The organism is Devosia sp., assembly GCF_040509215.1.
Taxonomy (GTDB): Bacteria; Pseudomonadota; Alphaproteobacteria; order Rhizobiales; family Devosiaceae; genus Devosia.
On the sequence record NZ_JBEVLL010000044.1, the window covers coordinates 1 to 14,379 of the forward strand.

Consider the following 14,379-nt stretch of genomic DNA (forward strand, 5'->3'; position numbering starts at 1 on the left):
CACAGAGCAAGGCAAAGGGCATCAGCAGCAGGAAGAAGTTGCCGGTATAAAAGGCACGCATCGTATCGTCGAAGTGGAACGGTGCGCCGAGGATCACATTCCCAACCGCCACACCGAAGATCAGCGAAGGCACGGCCCCGCCGATGAACAGCGCCCAGTCCCAGGCCGTCCGCCAGCGGGCATCGGCGATCTTGCCGCGGAATTTGAACCCCACCGGCCGCAGGATCAGGGCCAGCAGGATGACGATCATGGCAAGATAGAAGCCCGAAAAGCTCACGGCATAGAGCGGCGGGAAGGCGGCGAAGATGGCGCCACCGCCCAACACGAGCCAGACCTGATTGCCTTCCCAGGTAGGGCCGACAACATTGAGCAACACGCGCCGTTCGTCATCGGTGCGCGCCGCAAACGGCAGCAGCGCGCCGACGCCGAGATCCCGCCCACCCATGATGGCAAAGCCGATCAGCAACACGCCGAGCAATAGCCACCAGATGAGCCGCAAGGTTTCATAGTCGAGTGGAATGGTGCTCACGATCCGAGCTCCTTGGTCGCGGGGGTAGCGGGAAGAGCGGCGACAACGAAGTCGTCGACATCCGGACTGTCTGTGAAGAAGTGGTCCTTGGGCCCGGCTTTGACGATTTTGACCATCAGCATGATCATGATGACGAACAGCACCGTGTAGAGCAGGGTGAAGAAGCTGAGCGAAATCACCAGGTCCCAGAAGTTGAGGGTCGAGGCGGCATAGAAGGTTGGTAACACCCCTTCCACCACCCAGGGCTGGCGACCGAATTCAGCGATGAACCAGCCCGCCTCGATGGCAATCCACGGCGTCGGCAACAGGAAGAAGCTCAGCCAGAGCAGGTTCTTGTTGCTGTCGAGTTTGCCCGTCGATGCCTTCCAGAACCAGAAGGCGAAGAAGGCGATGAAGAAGAAGCCAAGACCCATCATGATGCGGAAGGTCCAGAACAGCGGCCAGACGTCTGGCACGGTGTCCTCGGCTGCCATGGCGATTTCCTCGTCCGTGGCGTTGCCGACATCCTCGCGATACTTCTTGAGCAAAAGCCCATAGCCGAGATCGGCCCAGTGCTCGTCAAAGGTCGCACGCGCCGCCTGGTTGGTACCGTCGGCCCGGATCTCCTGCAGCGCATCATAGGCGATCATGCCCGAGCGGATGCGCGTCTGCGCATGCAGGGTCAGTTCCTCGATGCCTTCCAGTTCCTCGTCCAGCGACCTCGTGGTGATGAGACCGCCAACCCAGGGTACCTGGATCGAGAAGCTCGGCTCGCCGCCATCGGCTCCGGGGATGGCGATGACCGTCCAGGGCGCCGGCGCTTCCTCGGTGTGATAGCTCGCCTCAAGCGCGGCGATCTTCATCTTCTGGTGTTCGGTCGCGACATAGCCGCTCTCGTCACCCAGCACGACGACCGACAGCGCTCCGGCAAGACCGAAGCTTGCCGCCACTACCATCGAGCGCTTGGCGATCTCAACATGCTTGCCGCGCGCCAGGTAGAAAGCCGAAATGGCAAAGATGAACACTGCACCGCAGACATAACCGGCGCTGACCGTGTGCACGAACTTGGCCTGCGCGACCGAGTTGAAGAGCACGGCCATGAAGTCGGTGACTTCCATGCGCATGGTATCGGGATTGAATTTCGACCCAACCGGGTTCTGCATCCAGCCATTGGCAATGAGGATCCAGAGCGCCGAGAAATTGGTGCCGAGCGCCACAAGCCAGGTGACGACCAGATGGCCCACCTTGCTCATGCGGTCCCAACCGAAGAAGAAGAGGCCGACAAAGGTGGCTTCGAGGAAGAAGGCCATCAGCCCCTCGATCGCCAGCGGCGCGCCGAAGACGTCGCCCACATAGTGGCTGTAATAGCTCCAGTTCATGCCGAACTGGAATTCCATGACGATGCCGGTGGCCACGCCCATGGCAAAGTTGACGCCGAAAAGCGTGCCCCAGAAAATCGTGGCCTTGCGCCAGATTTCGCGGCCCGTCATCACGTAGACGCTTTCCATCACGGCCATCAGCATGGATAGGCCGAGCGTCAGCGGTACGAATATGAAGTGATACATGGCGGTGGCGGCGAATTGCCATCGCGAGAGTTCTACGACAGTCATGTCGATCATGGCAGACCCTGCCTTGCTGCTGCTACAGGCGGCCCAGAGAAGGTCGCCCTGACTTCCCTAATAGACAAGACTGTGCGACCCGCGTTGACATAGATCAAGGTTCGTTGCGTGCGAAACATTTAGAGTGCAAACAGAGGCCGCCGGAATCGGCCCTCCCTGTGCCCCAAAAGATTAGCCCGTGACACAAGAAGAGAAAGCAGCCGGCAAGGCCCTCACGAGATTGCAGCGCCAGGGCGGCATCGCCATCTGGCTTGCCATCGGTCTGCCGCTCATTTCCGGCGGCTTGCTCGTCTGGCAGGCATCGAGCCTTGCCAATGTCATCGGTCGCGCCATCGAAGGCGGCGAAGCGCTCGACGCCCTCCTGCCCACCGTCATCCTCGTTCTCATCCTGCTGGTTTTGCGCGCCGGCATTTCCGCACTGGGCGATTGGCTCGGCACGCTGGCCTCGGAAAAGATCAAGCAGAACCTGCGCGACGCCCTCTTTTCCTCGCTTCTCGCCCGTTCGCCGCGCCGACAGGATCAGCCGCCCTCCGGCGCTGCCGTCAGTGCTGTGGTCGATCAGGTCGAGGCCCTTGATGGGTTCTTCGCGCGCTATCTGCCCGCCTCGGGTCAGGCCGCGCTGCTGCCGCTCGTCTTCGGCGCCATCATCCTGCCGCTCGATTGGGTCGCGGGCCTGCTGTTCCTTGTCAGCGCGCCGCTTATTCCCCTCTTCATGGCGCTCGTCGGCTGGGGCGCCCAGGCCGCCACCGACCGTCAGGCCCAGGCCCTAACGCGCCTCTCCGGCCGTTTCGCGGACCGCCTGCGCGGTCTCTTGACCCTGAAACTCTTCGGACGGGAAGCGGCCGAGACGGCCGGCATTGTTTCAGCCAGCGAGTCCCTGCGCCGTCGCACGCTGAAAGTGCTCGCCATCGCCTTCCTGTCCTCGGCGGTGCTCGAGTTTTTCGCAGCGCTCGGCGTTGCCGGCGTCGCCCTCTATCTGGGCCTCACCTTCATCGATTTCCTGCACCTGCGCTCGTCGCCGCTCACTTTGGAACTGGCGCTGTTCCTGCTCCTCATGGCGCCCGAGGTCTATAATCCCCTGCGTCTCCTCGCCGCGCATTATCACGACCGCGCTTCCGCCAAGGCCGCCCTCGTCGAAATCGAACGCCAGCTCGGCACCCTCCCAGCCGAGACAACGCCCCTCAGCGACATCGCCCCTCGCGCCGGCAAGGCCATTGCGCTGGATTTGACGGGCGTCACTCTGCGCACCCCCGATCGCCAACGCGTCGTTCTCGCCGATACCGCGCTCAAGATCGCCGCCGGCCAGCACGTTGCCATTCTCGGCCCCAGCGGCCAGGGCAAGTCGACCCTTCTCGAAGCGCTTGTCGGCCTCCGCACGGCCGAAGGCGACATAATGCTCGATGGCCGCGCGCTCGAAGACTGGCCCGAGGAAGACCTGCGCGCCCGCACCTTCCTCCTGACGCAAAAGCCGCGTCTTCTCCATGCCAGCATTGCCGAGAACATTGCCCTCGCCCGCCAGGGCGCGAGCCGTGCCGAGATCGAGCTCGCCGCCGAACGCGCCGGCATCACCCAGTTTGCAGCCGCCATGCCGCAGGGCCTCGACACGCTGATCGGCGAAGATGGCATCGGCCTTTCCGGCGGTCAGGCGCAACGTGTGGCCCTCGCCCGCCTCTTCCTCCGCGACGCTGGCTTGATCCTTCTCGACGAGCCTACTGCCCATCTCGACGCGACGCTCGAGGCCGAAATCATGTCGGCCATCATCGACTATGCGAAGGGCCGCACGCTTGTTGTGGCCACCCACTCGCACGCCGTCGCGACGCAGCTCGATAAAGCCTGGCGCATTGCCGGCGAAACCCTGCTGCCGGTCGCCGTGCCTGCGCATAAGAAAGGTGTCGCATGACTGTCTTTGCCATGCTCGCCCCGCTCTTCCGCCGTCGCCTCGGCGCGCTCTCCCTGGCGCTGCTGCTTTCCGCCATCACCCTTGCCGCCGGCATTGCCCTGCTCGGCACTTCTGGCTGGTTCATCACCGCCACGGCGCTGACGACGCTGGGCCTCGGCTTCAATCTCTTCGTGCCATCCTCGCTGGTCCGCGCCTTTTCCTTCATCCGCATTCTCGCCCGCTATGGCGAGCGCTTCGTCGGCCATAATGCCACCCTGCGCTTGCTGTCGGACCTGCGCGGTTGGCTCTTCGCTGCGCTCTTTCCTCGTCTGCCGCTTTCGGATCGTTCCATTCGTCACGGCGACCTCGTCAGCCGCCTGACCGCCGACGTCGATGCGCTCGATGTCGCCTTCCTCGTCGCCATCGGCCCCATGCTCGGCGCTCTCCTCATGGGTATGGCGGTCACGGGCGTGCTGATCGTTTTCCTGCCATCAGCCGCCATCATCTATGCGCTCGCGGTGGCCGGCGCCGTCTTCGTGGTTCCAGCGGCTCTCGTCATCTCGTCGCGAAAAGTCGGCCGCGAGGTTGTCACCGCCGCCGCCGACACGCGCATTTCCGTCTATGACGCCATCGGCGGCCACGCCGATCTCACCATTCTCGGCGTTCTCGGCACCGCCAAAGACCGGTTCTCCGCCCTCGCCCGCCGCCTTTCAGATTGGCGCCTGACCCTCGCGGCCCTCACTGGCGCTGCTGCCATGGCTGTGCAGGTGCTTGCCGCCATAGCCCTGGTCGGCACGCTCTGGACCGGCATAGTCGCCCATGAGGCGGGCACTCTCGACCCGGCCGTCTTCGTCGGCCTCGTCCTCGCCGTGCTCGGCAGTTTCGAAGCCACCGCCGTCATCATCCGCAGCGTCGGCAAGTCGGCCGCCGCCCTCGCTGCCGCCGAACGCCTGACCGCCCTTGCCAACCTGCCCCCGGCGATCATCGACCCAACGCAGCCCCTGCCCTTCCCCGAAGGGCAGAAGATCGCCTTCTCCGATGTGCATTTTTCTTATGATAGCGGCGCGCCCGTCCTCAACGGCGTTACCCTGAACATTGCGCCCGGCGAACGCATCGCCATCTCCGGCCCCAGCGGTGGCGGCAAATCCACGCTTCTGCGCCTGCTGCTGCGTCTCAACGAACCGCAATGCGGCGACATCCGCATCGGCACCACCGCACTTCACGACATCGCCGCCGCGCAGGTCCACGCCAATATGGCGCTCCTCAGCCAGGACAGCCCGGTCTTCATCGACACGATCCGCAACAACCTGCGCATCGCCCGACCCCTGGCCGAAGACGAGGCCATTTGGGCCGCGCTCGAAGCGGCAAAACTCGACAAATTCGTCGCCACCCTGCCCGAAGGTCTCGACACGGTGCTCGGCGAATCCGGCCGCACCCTCTCGGCTGGCCAAATGCGCCGCCTGTGCCTCGCGCGCACGCTCCTCTCGGACGCGCCGATCATCCTTCTCGACGAACCAACCAATGCGCTCGACCGCGCCAACGAACTGGCCTTCTTCGAAACCCTCGCCGAAGCCACCAGAGGCCGCACGCTGATAATGGTCACCCATGCCGCCATTCCCGACGGCACGGTCGATCGCGTCCTTGAAATGCGGAACGGCCGGCTGGCGGGCTAGCGCCTCAGCCGCAGCGCAGCCGCAACTGCGTCAGGTCCTTGATGCTGACATGCCGATAATTGGCGATCTCGATCACCTTGTCGGCCTTGAGCTTGGTCAACTGCCGGCTCACCGTCTCGATGGTCAGCCCCAGGAAATCGGCAATATCCGCCCGGCTCAGCGGCAGGTCGAATGTCACCAACGCTTCCTCTTCCGTCGGGTCGATATGCGTCGCGAGAAGGTACAGGAAACTCGCCACCTTCTCCGCCGCAGTCTTGCGCCCCAGCGTCACCATCCAGTCGCGCGCCTCGTCTAGTTCGCGCAGCGCCTGCATCATGATCCGGTGTTCCACCGGGCCACCAGCCGTCATCAGCGCTTCGAGCGCCGCCTTGGGGATCATGCAGAGTTCAACGTCCGACGCCGTTTCCGCCGTCACCCGGCTTTCACTGGCAAAAGGACGCCCCAGCAAATCTGGCGCAAATTGCAGCCCGACCACCTGCTGGCGCCCGTCTTCGAGAACCTTGGTGAGCTTCACCACACCCTTGAGCACATTGGCGTAGGAGGCGATCGGCATGGCATCGGCCATGATCTCCTGCCCCGGCTCCCGCCGCACGCGCCGCGTATGCTTGGAAATGGCGAGCAATTGCTCGGAGGTCATTGCCCCACAAATTCCCTGATGCCGCGCCTCGCAGCTTTGACACAGGATTGGCAATTCAGAGTTGTGGATGTCTTTGCGAACCGTCTGCATGGATCAAGCTCCTGACAGCGCATGAACTAGGCCGGCGGCGCTCCGAATATAATCCGCAGATTTGTCGCTGTGCCAACAGGTCGCATAGTCGAAACCACAAATGTTTCCGGGCTCGCCACGTCTCCGGCAAAAAGATGCTGCTTCGCCCTTGACCTTACCATGATGGGAAGGTCTATCTACATCAGGACGGAGAATGAACCCATGACAGCACACGTCCATCACACGCCATCGCCTACCCCCGTTGCCCTCGATATAGAAGGCATGACCTGCGCATCCTGCGTGTCGCGGGTGGAAAAGGCGCTGCTAAAAGTTCCCGGCGTCGAGTCGGCGTCGGTGAACCTTGCGACCGAGCGGGCCACCATAACCGGGGGTGACACCGAGGCCCTGATCAAGGCGGTGGAAAAGGTCGGCTACAAGGGCAGCCTGCGCCAGCCCGCGCATGCCGGGCATGACCACGCCCATCACCACCACGACGAAGATGCGGCCATCCTCCGCCGCGACGTCATCATTGCCGCCATTCCGACCATCCCGCTCTTCGCGGTCGAAATGCTCGGTCACCTGTACATGCCCTTCCACATGTGGCTGATGTCCGTCGTCTCGATGGACGTCCTCTACACGACCTATTTTGTCCTCGCGACTTTCGTGCTCTTCGTGCCCGGCCTCCGCTTCTTCAAGGTCGGCATTCCCGCCCTGCTGCGCGGCGCGCCAGAGATGAACTCGCTCGTCGCCCTCGGTGCCGGAGCCGCCTGGCTGTTTTCTACCGTCGTCACCTTCTTGCCCCAGCTCGTGCCGGCCGAAACGCGCTACGTCTATTTCGAGGCCGCCGCTGTCATCGTGCTTTTGATCCTGGTCGGCCGCTGGCTCGAAGCCATTGCCAAGGGCCGCACCGGCGAAGCCATCCAGCGCCTTGTGCGCGAACAGGCCAAGACCGCCCGCGTCGAGCACAATGGCATGGTCCACGAAATGCCGATCGAGCAGGTCAAGGTCGGCGACATCGTCGTCGTCCGCCCCGGCGAGAAGATCGCCGTCGATGGCGAACTCGTCGATGGCACCAGTCACGTCAACGAATCCATGATCTCAGGCGAACCCCTGCCCGTCTCGAAGAAGGAAGGCGACACCGTCATCGGCGGCACGCTCAACACCTCGGGCAGTTTTCGTTTCCGCGCCACCAAGGTCGGCGGCGATACCATGCTGGCCCAGATCATCCGCATGGTCGAAGAAGCCCAGGGCGGGAAGCTGCCGATCCAGCGCACCGTCGACCTCATCACCGCCTGGTTCGTGCCCGCCGTCATGGCGCTCGCCGCGCTCACCTTCGTCGTCTGGCTCGTCTGGGGTCCCGATCCTGCGATGACCTTCGGCTTCGTCAATGCCGTCGCCGTTCTCATCATCGCCTGCCCCTGTGCCATGGGCCTTGCCACGCCAACCTCCATCATGGTCGGCACTGGCCGCGCCGCCGAACTCGGCGTGCTCTTCCGCAAGAGTGAAGCCCTGCAGCGCCTGCGCGATGCGGATGTGGTCGCCTTCGACAAGACCGGCACGCTCACCGAAGGCAAGCCCGTCCTCACCGACCTGATCCTCGACGATGACTTTGACCACGACGAAGTGCTCACCCTGGTCGCCGCAGCCGAAAGTCGCTCAGAGCACCCGATTGCGTTGGCCATCGTCGCCGCTGCCGAAAAGGCCGGCCTGACACTGCCCGAGGTGGAGCACTTCGACTCCGACCCCGGCCACGGCGTCATCGCCACCATCGGCGGCCGCAAGGTGCAGGTCGGTTCCGCCCGCATGATGGAAGGTCTGGACCTGTCCGACTTCGAGCAGACGCTCCAACGCCTCGCCGATGAAGGCAAGACGCCTGTCTTCGCGGCCATCGGCGACAAGATCGCGGCTGCCATCGTCGTCGCCGACGTGGTCAAGCCAACCAGCAAGGCCGTCATCGCGCGGCTCCACGCCATGGGCCTCAAAACGGCGATGATCTCGGGCGACAACAAGCGCACCGCAGCCGCCATCGCCGCCCAACTCGGCATCGACGAGGTGCAGGCCGAAGTCCTGCCCGCCGACAAGGTCGCCGCCATCAAGGCACTTCGCCAGGGCGGACGCGTCGTCGCCTATGTCGGCGACGGTATCAACGACGCCCCGGCCCTCGCCGAAGCCGATGTCGGCATCGCCGTCGGCACGGGCACCGATGCCGCCATCGAAAGCGCCGACGTCGTCCTCCTCGGCGGCAATCTGCAGGGCGTGCTCAACGCCCTCACGGTGAGCCGCGCCACGATGAAGAACATCTGGGAGAACCTCTTCTGGGCTTTTGGGTACAATGCCCTGCTCATCCCGGTCGCCGCCGGCGTACTCTATCCCGCCTTCGGCATCCTGCTCTCGCCCATGCTCGGCGCCGGGGCCATGGCCCTCTCCTCGGTCTTCGTCGTCGGCAATGCCCAGCGCCTGCGCGCCATCAAGGGAGAAACCGCATGAACATCGGCCAGGCCGCCGACGCTTCCGGCGTTTCGGCAAAGATGATCCGCTACTATGAGCAGATCGGCCTCATCCGCCCGCCGACGCGCACGGATAGCAATTACCGCGTCTATGGCAGCGATGAAGTGCATGTGCTGCGCTTCATCCGCCGCTCGCGCACCCTGGGCTTTTCCATCGAGGAGACCAGCGCCCTCCTCGCCCTCTGGCAGGACAAGACCCGCGCCAGCGGCGAAGTGCGCGAGATCGCCTCCGAGCACATATCGGCGCTCGAAACCAAGATCGCCGAACTCGAATCCATGGTCGGGACGCTCAAGCATCTCGTCCATTGCTGCCAGGGCGACAACCGCCCCGACTGCCCCATTCTCGACGATCTCGCCGGGACCCATTCCAAGACCAAAGGACACTAACATGGCCGACACGACCATTTTCACCGTCAACGACATGACCTGCAGCCACTGCGTCGGCACAGTCCGCAAAGCCCTCGAAGAAGCCCTGCCCGGCGCCGAAATCAGCGTCGATCTCGCCACCCACAAGGTCAGCTTTACCGGCGACCGCGCCAAAGGCGAAGAAGCGATCAAGGAAGCGGGCTATACGCCTGAGGCGGTCTGAGCCACCGGTCCCAACCGAATTCGCCACGGCGAATTCGGTGCCCCTCGCCCCTTGAGGGAGAGGGACAGATTTTCTGCGTTCAGCAGAAAATCAGGGTGAGGGGTATTCTATCCTCCGCAGAGGAGCGCGTGACGAAACCGCAAGAATACCCCTCATCCGCCCCTTCGGGGCACCTTCTCCCTCAAGGGGAGAAGGGAGAACGCGGCTCCAATAGTTCACTCCCAATCCCCCTCCACGAACCGCCCGAGATTATCGAGCAGCCCGTTCGTGCCCTCTTCCCTGAGCTGTCCGCCATCGTCGAACCCATCGAGATAGGCGCCCATCTCGGTCATCTTCAGCACCGTATGATCGCCATCCGCGATCAGTTCAAACGTCGAGACCGACACCGAAATCCGCACATCGTCCAGCGTCATGAAATAGGAATAGACGATCCGCTCATTGGGCACGATGTCCTGATAGACCGCGCGAAACGCATGCACTGGCCCGCCTATGGGGCCACCAATGCTCGTCTCCACCCCGCCAATGCGGAAATCCATAGTCTGCTCGTCCTTGCCCCACGTCTCGGGCGGGGTGAACCACTGCGCCTTGGCACCGGGTTCGGAGAGGGCGCGATAGACCCGTTCCGCCTTCGCCTTGTAGCGACGCTCAAGCACAAAGGTCGCGTGGCTGACGCTGCGTTTCTTCTCGCTCATTTGCCCTCTTCCTCTTCCGTCGCCGCCAGATAGTCCCCCAGCCGATCAAGCCGCTGCACCCAAAGCGTCCGCCGCTCATTGAGCCACTGCTCGGCCTGGCTCAGCGCCTCCGGCTCGATCTGGCAGGTGCGCACCCGCCCCACTTTTTGCGAGGAAACGAGCCCACTCGCCTCCAGCGACTGCAAGTGCTGCACCACTGCCGGTAGCGACATATCGAAGGGTTTGGCGAGTTCACTGACTGAGGCCGGGCCACGGCTCAGGCGATCGATCATCGCCCGGCGCGTCGGGTCGGCCAGCGCCTGAAACATCAGGTCGAGCTTGGGATTTTGGTTAAGCATGCAATTAAGTAACAATTCCGCCGGTTGCATGTCAACGGCGCTTGACCTTGCCATCTGGCAAGCCCGCATTTGTCTTGGGCACAACCCAAAGGTGACCCCAATGAAAACCGCTTTCCTCGCTCTCGCCTTCGCCCTCTTCGCCCTTCCGGCCCATGCTCAGGACGCCCATGCCGGCCATGGCGGCACGATGAGCGATTCACCCGCGACGACGGCCTACACCGAGGCCAACCAACAGATGCACTCGGACATGGCCATCGAATATTCCGGCGATGCCGATGTCGACTTCATCCGCGGCATGATCCCCCATCACCAGGGCGCCATCGACATGGCGCGCATCGTCCTCGAACACGGCAGCGATCCTGAAGTGCGCAAACTCGCCGAGGAGGTCATCGCTGCCCAGGAAGGCGAAATCGCCTGGATGGAAGAGTGGCTCAAGCGTAACCCGCGCTAGCACTTTCGGAGAGATCTGGTCGCGGCCGGACAAATCGCGCTAAGATCGAGCCATCGGGCGAGCCGCAGCCAGCCCTCCTTCGGAGCGCCCATGCGGAAAACACTTCTCGAATGTCTCCTCGCCTGTCTTTTCGGTGCCGCGGGAACGACGCTGGGCCTGTTCCTGCGCCAGTTCGCGCCGCCTGAAGAGGCCTGGATCGCCATTGCAATGGGCGTCGGCCAGGTTCCGGCGCTAATCGGTTTTCTTCTGCTGAAGTCGCGTTTCTTTCCGCGGCAAAGCGACGGCCGCTAACCTACTCGCGATACGGAGTTACGCACGATCAACTCGGCCCTGAGCAGCACCTGCTGCTCATGCGGCTTTTCCCCGGCCAGCAGTTCCAGCAGCAATTCCATCGCCGCCTCGCCGATCCGGTGGCGCGGCTGTTTCATCGTCGTCAGCGACGGCGTCACAAAACTCGAAAACGAAATATCGTCAAAGCCCATGACGGAGAATTGCCGCGGCAGGTCGTAGTGCCGCGCATTGAGCGAGATGATCACGCCCAGCGCCGTCGCGTCGTTGACGCAGAAGAAGGCCGTCGGCAGCACATCGCGCACGAACATCAGTTCGGCCGCCGCGCGCCCGCTCTCGGTCGTCCCATCGCCGTCGATGATCATGCGCGGATCGATCGCGATCCCCGCCCCCGACAGCGCCTTGCGATAGCCCTCTTCGCGCAGGCGATTGACCTCGCGCGCCGCTGAACGCCCGACAAAGGCGATCCGCCTGTGCCCCTGCGAGATCAGGTGCTCGGTTGCAATCCGCGCACCCTCAAAATTGTCGACGCCGACAAACGGCACCTCAGCATTGGGCACCGGTTCATTCACCGCCACCATGGGCGGCAAGCGTCCCTCGGTGCCGTCCTGCCCAAAGCCATAGGGCAAGTGCCCCGTGAAGAGGATTAGTCCATCCGCCTGGTTGGAGCTGATGAACCGGAGATAGTCGGTCTCCCGGCTCGCATCATTCTGCGTGTTGCCGATGAGCACGCCATAGCCACGCTTGCTGGCCTCGGTTTCGAGCCCCACCAGAATATTGGAAAAGTTCGGATCGCCGACATCGGGCGCCAGAATGAGAATCATGTTGGATCGCCGCATGCGCAGCGATCGGGCCATGGCATTGGTGGTGTAGCCGGTACGGGCGATCGCCTCGGTCACCTTGCGGCGCGTTTCGTCGGCGACCTTGGTGGGCTCGTTGATGGCACGACTGACCGTGGCGATGGATACGCCGGCAAGCGCCGCAACGTCTTCAATCGTGGCCAGTTTCTGGTGCTGCACTCGTAAAGCCCCGCACACCCACTGGCGCCCGTTTCCCTGCCTCTAGCAGAAGCAACGCTTTGCGCCAGACCCTCCCCAAAGGCTTACCCTCTTTTGCCTCTATGTAAACCTTTACATCATTCATGAAAACCTTTACATCATCACATCAGGACGAAGAGCCGGGTCAACCGCCGCGTCCATTGGGGAGGAATTCTGCGATGTCATCAGTCGAAGGCACAGTTGCGCCTGCCGTTCTGTCGGCCAATCGCATTTCCAAATCCTTTGGCGAAATCCCAGTGCTGTTCAGCATCGATTTCGACATCAAGCCCGGCGAAGTGCACGCCATCATCGGCGAAAACGGCGCGGGCAAATCCACCCTCATCAAGATCCTCTCGGGCATCGAGCAGCCGACTTCGGGCTCGATCACCTTTGACGGCGAGACCGTCACCCTGCCGCCCGATGGCAAGGCCGAAGCGATGGGCATTGTGCTCATCCACCAGGAACTGAACCTCGCCGAGCATCTCACCGCCTCGGAATCCATCTTCCTCGGCCGCGAGATCAAGCGCTTCGGCTTCCTCGACCTCGGCGAGATGCGCAAGCGCGCCGCCGCACTGATGGACACGCTGCACGTCCGCGTTGATCCCGACGACCGCATCAGCACGCTGTCGGTTGCCGATAAGCAGATGGTGGAAATCGCCAAGGCCATCAGCCGCGATGCGCGCGTCCTGATCATGGATGAGCCGACCGCTGTGCTTTCGGTGGGCGAAACCCAGACGCTTTTCGAACAGATCCGCCGCCTCACCGCCCGCGGCGTCGCCGTCATCTTCATCTCGCACAAGCTCGACGAGATCATGGAGCTGGCCGACCGCGTCACCGTCCTCCGCGATGGTCAGTTGATCGCCACTGTCGGTACCGAGGCGCTGACACCCGATTCCATCGCCCAGATGATGGTCGGCCGCGAACTCTCCAATCTCTATCCGCCCAAGCACGAGCCCGATGTCGACGCGCCCGTCGTCCTCGGCATTCGCAACCTCGTCGCCAAGGGCGTCAAAGACATCTCCTTCGACCTGCGTCGCGGCGAAATCCTCGGTTTTGCCGGCCTCATCGGCTCCGGCCGCACCGCCGTCGCGGAAGCCATTGTCGGCCTCAGCCACCGCACTGGCGGCGACATCACGCTTGATGGTAAGCCGGTCAATTTCACCCAGGTTGTCCAGTCCGTAGACGCGGGCCTCGCCTACATGACCAAGGACCGCAAGGGCAAAGGCCTCTTGCTGAACATGGGCCTCAGGCCCAACCTGACGCTCCTCACACTCGACAAGCACATCAAGGCTGGCTTCCTCGACAGCTCCAGCGAAGAGCGCGCCCTCGAGCGCGCCGTGCGCCGCTTCGATATCCGGGCCCGCGATGCCTCCGTCGCCGTCGGCCGCCTCTCCGGCGGCAATCAGCAAAAGCTCATGCTGGGCAAGACCATGGAGAGCGAGCCGGACATCATCATCATGGATGAGCCGACCCGCGGCATCGATGTCGGTACCAAGCAGCAGATCTATCACATCATCGCGGCCCTGGCCGCCGAGGGTAAGTCGATCATCCTCATCTCCTCGGAAATGCAGGAAGTGATCGGTCTCAGCCACCGCGTGGTGGTGATGCGCGAAGGACGCCTGACGGGCGTGCTCGAAGGCGCAGAAATTACCGAAGCAGAAATCATGCGGTACGCCGCGGGCATCAAGCAGAGTGGAAACGATGAGCGTATCAGCGCCTGATATTCCGGCAAAAACCAAGCGCGGTTTCCGCCTCGATCTCAAGACCGTGGGGCCGCTCTTGGCGCTGGCCCTCTTGGTCCTGCTCGGCATCTCGCTCAACGAGAACTTCCTGAGCTACAACAACCTGACCAACGTCCTCGCACGGTCGAGCTTCATCGGCATCATCGCCATTGGCGCGACCTTTGTCATTACGGCCGGCGGGCTTGACCTCTCCGTCGGCTCTATGGCCGCGGTCATCGCCGGCGTCATGATCATGGTGATGAACTGGTTGATCCCCTCCATGGGCATCGGCTGGGGCGTGGTTATCGCCGGCATGGCGACGGGTATTCTGCTCGGCGGCGTCGCAGGCGTCTTCAACGGCACCATGATCA

14 protein-coding genes and 1 pseudogene are annotated in these 14,379 nt (G+C 63.1%); 9 read left to right on the plus strand and 6 right to left on the minus strand.

All coding sequences use genetic code 11. From position 1 onward, the window contains the following. On the minus strand, positions 1–529 hold a 529-nt coding region (gene cydB, locus ABW043_RS02075), incomplete at its 3' end, for a cytochrome d ubiquinol oxidase subunit II (protein ID WP_502908582.1). Then, on the minus strand, positions 526–2,124 hold the full coding sequence (locus tag ABW043_RS02080; RefSeq protein ID WP_353919599.1) for a cytochrome ubiquinol oxidase subunit I: 1,599 nt from the start codon (positions 2,122–2,124) through the stop codon (positions 526–528). The genes cydB and ABW043_RS02080, both read right to left, overlap by 4 nt. Before the next feature lie 181 nt (positions 2,125–2,305). On the opposite strand from ABW043_RS02080, the gene cydD reads away from it, so the two are divergent. Next, on the plus strand, positions 2,306–4,027 hold the full coding sequence (cydD, locus tag ABW043_RS02085) for a thiol reductant ABC exporter subunit CydD (protein ID WP_353919586.1): 1,722 nt from the start codon (positions 2,306–2,308) through the stop codon (positions 4,025–4,027). Beyond that, a complete protein-coding gene (cydC, locus tag ABW043_RS02090) occupies positions 4,024–5,679 on the plus strand; it encodes a thiol reductant ABC exporter subunit CydC (RefSeq protein ID WP_353919587.1) in 1,656 nt (551 codons plus the stop codon). The genes cydD and cydC overlap by 4 nt, the downstream gene beginning before the upstream one ends. A gap of 4 nt (positions 5,680–5,683) precedes the next feature. Here the strand turns inward: cydC and ABW043_RS02095 are convergent, their stop codons facing one another. Continuing rightward, positions 5,684–6,406 carry a Crp/Fnr family transcriptional regulator gene (locus ABW043_RS02095; RefSeq protein ID WP_353919588.1) on the minus strand — a complete coding sequence of 241 codons (723 nt, stop codon included), beginning with the start codon at positions 6,404–6,406 and terminating at the stop codon, positions 5,684–5,686. A 201-nt stretch (positions 6,407–6,607) separates the two neighbouring features. On the opposite strand from ABW043_RS02095, the gene ABW043_RS02100 reads away from it, so the two are divergent. The 3 genes from ABW043_RS02100 to ABW043_RS02110 are packed head-to-tail and all read left to right on the plus strand — an operon-like array spanning position 6,608 to position 9,481. Continuing rightward, a complete protein-coding gene (locus ABW043_RS02100) occupies positions 6,608–8,872 on the plus strand; it encodes a heavy metal translocating P-type ATPase (protein ID WP_353919589.1) in 2,265 nt (754 codons plus the stop codon). Continuing rightward, the gene (gene cueR / locus ABW043_RS02105; RefSeq protein WP_353919590.1) at positions 8,869–9,279 is read left to right on the plus strand and encodes a Cu(I)-responsive transcriptional regulator; all 411 of its coding nucleotides are present in this window, start codon (positions 8,869–8,871) and stop codon (positions 9,277–9,279) included. The genes ABW043_RS02100 and cueR overlap by 4 nt, the downstream gene beginning before the upstream one ends. Position 9,280: 1 nt before the next feature. Beyond that, complete coding sequence (locus ABW043_RS02110; protein ID WP_353919591.1) at positions 9,281–9,481, plus strand: heavy-metal-associated domain-containing protein; 201 nt, start codon at positions 9,281–9,283, stop codon at positions 9,479–9,481. A gap of 215 nt (positions 9,482–9,696) precedes the next feature. On the opposite strand, the gene ABW043_RS02115 is transcribed toward ABW043_RS02110, so the two are convergent. Continuing rightward, positions 9,697–10,173, minus strand: coding sequence for an SRPBCC family protein (locus ABW043_RS02115; protein ID WP_353919592.1), 477 nt, complete (start codon positions 10,171–10,173; stop codon positions 9,697–9,699). Further along, the gene (locus ABW043_RS02120) at positions 10,170–10,511 is read right to left on the minus strand and encodes an ArsR/SmtB family transcription factor (protein WP_353919593.1); all 342 of its coding nucleotides are present in this window, start codon (positions 10,509–10,511) and stop codon (positions 10,170–10,172) included. The genes ABW043_RS02115 and ABW043_RS02120 overlap by 4 nt, the downstream gene beginning before the upstream one ends. A gap of 100 nt (positions 10,512–10,611) precedes the next feature. Here ABW043_RS02120 and copM point away from each other — a divergent pair, with 100 nt between their 5' ends. Together copM and ABW043_RS02130 are read left to right on the plus strand one after the other, a co-directional pair. After that, positions 10,612–10,962, plus strand: coding sequence for a CopM family metallochaperone (gene copM / locus ABW043_RS02125; RefSeq protein WP_353919594.1), 351 nt, complete (start codon positions 10,612–10,614; stop codon positions 10,960–10,962). Positions 10,963–11,052: 90 nt separating this feature from the next. Beyond that, positions 11,053–11,253 carry a hypothetical protein gene (locus ABW043_RS02130; protein ID WP_353919595.1) on the plus strand — a complete coding sequence of 67 codons (201 nt, stop codon included), beginning with the start codon at positions 11,053–11,055 and terminating at the stop codon, positions 11,251–11,253. Here the strand turns inward: ABW043_RS02130 and ABW043_RS02135 are convergent. Beyond that, on the minus strand, positions 11,250–12,269 hold the full coding sequence (locus ABW043_RS02135) for a LacI family DNA-binding transcriptional regulator (protein WP_353919596.1): 1,020 nt from the start codon (positions 12,267–12,269) through the stop codon (positions 11,250–11,252). The genes ABW043_RS02130 and ABW043_RS02135 overlap by 4 nt on opposite strands. A 197-nt stretch (positions 12,270–12,466) precedes the next feature. Between ABW043_RS02135 and ABW043_RS02140 the strand changes: the two genes are divergently transcribed. Beyond that, entirely contained in the window at positions 12,467–14,008 is a 1,542-nt protein-coding gene (locus ABW043_RS02140) for a sugar ABC transporter ATP-binding protein (protein ID WP_353919597.1), read from the plus strand. After that, a pseudogene (locus ABW043_RS02145) lies at positions 13,989–14,379 on the plus strand (ABC transporter permease); the annotation flags it as partial. The gene ABW043_RS02140 and the pseudogene ABW043_RS02145, both read left to right, overlap by 20 nt.

Bases quoted from the DNA above. Each gene is read 5' to 3' on its own strand.
- cydC (WP_353919587.1), top strand. From the start codon at position 4,024: ATGACTGTCTTTGCCATGCTCGCCCCGCTCTTCCGCCGTCGCCTCGGC.
- ABW043_RS02095 (WP_353919588.1), bottom strand. From the start codon at position 6,406: ATGCAGACGGTTCGCAAAGACATCCACAACTCTGAATTGCCAATCCTG.
- ABW043_RS02100 (WP_353919589.1), top strand. From the start codon at position 6,608: ATGACAGCACACGTCCATCACACGCCATCGCCTACCCCCGTTGCCCTC.
- cueR (WP_353919590.1), top strand. From the start codon at position 8,869: ATGAACATCGGCCAGGCCGCCGACGCTTCCGGCGTTTCGGCAAAGATG.
- ABW043_RS02110 (WP_353919591.1), top strand. From the start codon at position 9,281: ATGGCCGACACGACCATTTTCACCGTCAACGACATGACCTGCAGCCAC.
- ABW043_RS02115 (WP_353919592.1), bottom strand. From the start codon at position 10,173: ATGAGCGAGAAGAAACGCAGCGTCAGCCACGCGACCTTTGTGCTTGAG.
- ABW043_RS02120 (WP_353919593.1), bottom strand. From the start codon at position 10,511: ATGCTTAACCAAAATCCCAAGCTCGACCTGATGTTTCAGGCGCTGGCC.
- copM (WP_353919594.1), top strand. From the start codon at position 10,612: ATGAAAACCGCTTTCCTCGCTCTCGCCTTCGCCCTCTTCGCCCTTCCG.
- ABW043_RS02130 (WP_353919595.1), top strand. From the start codon at position 11,053: ATGCGGAAAACACTTCTCGAATGTCTCCTCGCCTGTCTTTTCGGTGCC.
- ABW043_RS02140 (WP_353919597.1), top strand. From the start codon at position 12,467: ATGTCATCAGTCGAAGGCACAGTTGCGCCTGCCGTTCTGTCGGCCAAT.